Source organism: Hyphomicrobiales bacterium, from assembly GCA_030688605.1.
In the GTDB taxonomy this organism is placed as follows: Bacteria; Pseudomonadota; Alphaproteobacteria; order Rhizobiales; family NORP267; genus JAUYJB01.
On the sequence record JAUYJB010000032.1, the window covers coordinates 1 to 3,699 of the forward strand.

The 3,699-nt window shown below is 60.0% G+C and carries 6 protein-coding genes; all 6 read right to left on the minus strand.

What is annotated here, in order from left to right:
- Positions 1 to 407, minus strand: a 407-nt coding sequence (locus tag Q8P46_03775; protein MDP2619283.1) for a hypothetical protein, incomplete at its 3' end; no start/stop codon positions are given.
- Between the two features lie 1,357 nt (positions 408 to 1,764).
- Positions 1,765 to 2,154 (minus strand): helix-turn-helix domain-containing protein, encoded by a 390-nt coding sequence (locus Q8P46_03780; protein ID MDP2619284.1) that lies wholly within the window; start codon positions 2,152 to 2,154, stop codon positions 1,765 to 1,767.
- Positions 2,139 to 2,339 carry a hypothetical protein gene (locus tag Q8P46_03785; protein ID MDP2619285.1) on the minus strand — a complete coding sequence of 67 codons (201 nt, stop codon included), beginning with the start codon at positions 2,337 to 2,339 and terminating at the stop codon, positions 2,139 to 2,141. Before Q8P46_03785 ends, Q8P46_03780 begins: the two co-directional genes overlap by 16 nt.
- Positions 2,336 to 2,614 carry a hypothetical protein gene (locus tag Q8P46_03790; GenBank protein ID MDP2619286.1) on the minus strand — a complete coding sequence of 93 codons (279 nt, stop codon included), beginning with the start codon at positions 2,612 to 2,614 and terminating at the stop codon, positions 2,336 to 2,338. The genes Q8P46_03785 and Q8P46_03790 overlap by 4 nt, the downstream gene beginning before the upstream one ends.
- Positions 2,615 to 3,028: 414 nt before the next feature.
- Positions 3,029 to 3,292, minus strand: coding sequence for a hypothetical protein (locus Q8P46_03795; GenBank protein MDP2619287.1), 264 nt, complete (start codon positions 3,290 to 3,292; stop codon positions 3,029 to 3,031).
- The gene (locus tag Q8P46_03800) at positions 3,289 to 3,585 is read right to left on the minus strand and encodes a hypothetical protein (protein ID MDP2619288.1); all 297 of its coding nucleotides are present in this window, start codon (positions 3,583 to 3,585) and stop codon (positions 3,289 to 3,291) included. The genes Q8P46_03795 and Q8P46_03800 overlap by 4 nt, the downstream gene beginning before the upstream one ends.
- Positions 3,586 to 3,699: the final 114 nt, after the last annotated feature.

The following is a 3,699-nucleotide window of genomic DNA, read 5'->3' on the forward strand; positions in this document are numbered from 1 at the left end:
CGGTGCTCGATCATGTCGCCCTCGGACACCTCTAGCGAACCGTCCGGCCGCGTCTTCGTCTTGACGCCCTTCTCGGGAGTGTCCGCAATGTCGATCGCCTCCAGCGCCAAATCCGCCGCCCTCACCTTCAGCGCCGCGTCATACAGGTCCGTATGCGTCGTCGTAAACCATTCCACAAACCGACCCTTCGGCACCGCCCACTGCTTCGCAATCTCCTTCAGCGACTCCCCATCGGCCAAGCGCTGAAAAATCACCGACGGCGCACCAGCGTCCGCCTTCACCACCTCCAGCCTCGCCATCGGGCCTGGATCCGCGACGGGCAGCGCGCTCATCTCGGCACCAGGGCCTTGTGCCCGCAGAATGGGCAGTAATTCACCCGCGATGCGTATTCCCCGTTCGATACCCACAAAGACCCATCGCCGCGCGCCTCGCACAATTCAACCGCCGGCCCGAAATCTTCAACATTCGGATCGTCCGAAACCTGCTCCCGCTCGCACCTGTGCAAGACCGTCATAACCCCCTCCAGCGCCGCACCCGAAGCAATTTACTCACAAGCCACTTGCGCCACCTCGGAAAATTCGACTGCGCGTCATTCACCAGCGACAACAGAAACCACGTCGCCTCGTCCCATCCCCCGCTATGACCTACGACCGCGCCGCGACCCTCCCGACCTCCAACCACCGCCACCATGAACACCACCGCCAACGTGTTCGATCCCGTGCACGAAACAAGCTCATGCCGAATCCTCTCAAGCGTCACCTCCACATTCACCACGTTCTGCGACGTCATCTCGGGCGCAGATACACGATGGGAAAAAAACAGCATCAAGGACTCGCTAGCTGGCTGGTTCTTTTTCGTTGTCGATAGGCCGCGCCCCGCACGCGGTCACATAACCTGCAAATACGTTTCCCGCGCCAAAGTAGTCCCTCAGAAAGCAGATGGCCACGGACGCAGTGCGTCTTTGCTTTCCGCCCACGCCCCTTGGCAACCATGTCCCGCATGTTGTCCGAGTCGGTGCCAACGAAAAGATGCGCCGGGCTCACGCACCTCGGGTTGTCGCATCTGTGCAGCACGTTCAGCCCCGCCGGTATCGCGCCGTGCTCAATCTCGTACGCGACTCGAGCCGCGATAGCAGGGGCAGTGTTGCGCGGCAGGCCAATCCGCACCCTTCCGCGACCGGTGCCATCCAGCGAGCCCAGCCACTCGTGGCACCCAGTCCACGGAACAGGCATCACAAACTTGAAAAATCTCTCTCGAATGCGCCCAGAGATCATCTGGGGCACGCATCGTACACGTGAAAATTTTTCGCGCGCCGCCAGAAAAACCAAGTCCGGGTACAGGCGTGGGGACCCCTTCTGCATCGGGGGGCGTGCGCTCGCAATAAGGACGTGACCCCCCCGGTCGGACGCCACATGAGCTGGATTCATGCGTCTGCCAATAGTCATTATGTTAAATAGGAGCGCAAGTCCCTGATAGCACATCGATTAATTTATTCGCACTATGCGCGAGGATCGATTCCGGCCAGATTGGCGCAGAAACAACGCTCATGCCCGCCTCCTGTGCTCCCTCATCTTCTTCGCCACGTACGCTCGCCGCTCCGGCGTATTCCTGTGCCTGTCCTTGCTCCGCGCGTTAACCACCGCGTTAACCACCACCGCGTTAACCACCGGAGCGTTAACCACCACGCCAGACGCCCTACGCCTCGCCACAGCGCACGTCAGCAACGGGTCATGCACCGCCTTGCATCCCCTACAAAGACGCGCCTCAGCCATCCTCAGCCCCGCACACAGAGCACGACCACTGCCAGGCCGCTTTTACCTTGCGCGCGTAAACAGCCTTTTGCTTCAAGCACTTAGGACAGTCCGCGCGCCATTCAAGGCCGAAACGAACCGGATTCGGCAGATCTGGCGCATTGCGGAGCAGGTAGCGCTTGTAGAGCTTCGGGCGATGTCGGCGCAGTTGCCAGATAGCGTTTTTGAGTCGTTTCCCCTGCGCGTGTGCTAAGCGGGATAGGAGAACTCTATCGACCATCGCTCTGTAATAGGGGAGTTTCCACAGGTGATATCGAATGGTGCTTTCGTCTTTGCCCAGAATGCTCCCGATGATTCGGAAGCTGAGGCCGGAGCGGTAGAGCTGCTCTATTTGCTCAAGCATCTCGTGAACGTGGAAATGCGGCGCGATCTTTCTAACAAATCGCGAATGATATCCGCGTAGATCGCACGATTCGGATCATCTGCCTTTAAATGTTCCATCATGGCACGATACTTTTTTGCCTGCTCTACCAACGAAAGCGCCTCAGCGGACATAAAGCTCAGGAAGGCATTGGCCGTGGATGTCACGCGCAGCGGTCCTTGGGCATGTCTGCGTGCCCGCGGCCAGGCCGGCGCTTCTCTTGACGCTCGCGGTAGGTCAACGGTTCGTGGCTGCGCTCGGCATAGCGACCGAGCTCGAGCCAGCGGCAACAACCAAGATCGGGGCGTGAGAACGATTTGCCGACAAGCCGTAAGCCGTGGAACACGACGAACAGGCTGAACGCGGGATTGTCGGGGCGCGGTCGGGACTGCACGGTGTATTTGCCGATGCGCCAGTACTCGGTGTCGGCGATCGGGGTCATCTATCAGTCCAGCGGTTGCGGAGATTGGCCCTCGTACTGTTGCTTAGGCCCCGGGCACTGTCATCGCCGCTGTTGAAGTCACGCCGCTGGTCGCGCTCGTATGTAGGGGCCAATGTTTGTCGTTCCGGAATCACGGATTCAAGCCCTGCGGCCCGCTGGCAGGCGCGTGGCTGCGCTCGGGCTTGGCTGGTGAGGGTCTGGTACCTGAGCGGTTGAGCGAGGCTCTGGGGGCGTTGTAGCGGCTAGCAATTCCTCGACCGTCTCGCGGGCCTCGAAGCAGCGCCCATCGATAAGCCGGACGATCGAGCGAACGCCGTTCAACGACGCGCCGGCATCCGCGATCGTAGCGATAGCCTCGGGCATGGCAAACGTCCTGCAGCCGTCGGTATGGGTTAACGCAATCACCACATCCGCCTAATGAGGTGCTTTGACCACGATATTCTGGAGCGTTCCATCTACTTGAACATGCCCCATCGGACAGTGTCCCTCGGGACAGCGTTTCACGTGGAGCAAGTAAACACGAATCGCGTTCATGCCTTTCGGTCGACCGCCTTCCTTCCAGCGCCACACTTGGCGGTCATTGACGCCCACTTCCTCAGCAATCTCAGCAATCGTCATCACGCGCTGCAACTCAACAATTAGACAGCGCCAGTAACACTTTTCTTGTTCTTTGCTCATGCCATAACCTCTTCGCCGAGCACCTGCCGCACCGCATCCTCGGCGGAACGGAAAATGTAAATCCGGCCAGGCCATTTACTGACCCATTCGACCTGAAGCTTCGTCAGCCCATGCCCGCCGCCCTCGCTTGTCGGCCGCGGCGTCTTGCACTCCCCGAAGGACATTTCCTGCTGGCGCGGGTTGTAGAGCACCAGGTCGAACGGCAGACCTATGACCTCCACCGACACGCCGACCTTGCGCAACGCGGCGACGATTTCGGCCTGCGTGGCGTCAGTACGGCTCGCTCGGCGCATCACTCCTCCCCTAACCACACGGGGCGACTACTGTACAAAATAACATCTTGGCAACCATTGCATATCGTGCTCTAATGCGCTCATGGGATCGACGATCCCACCGCCACCGGCCGG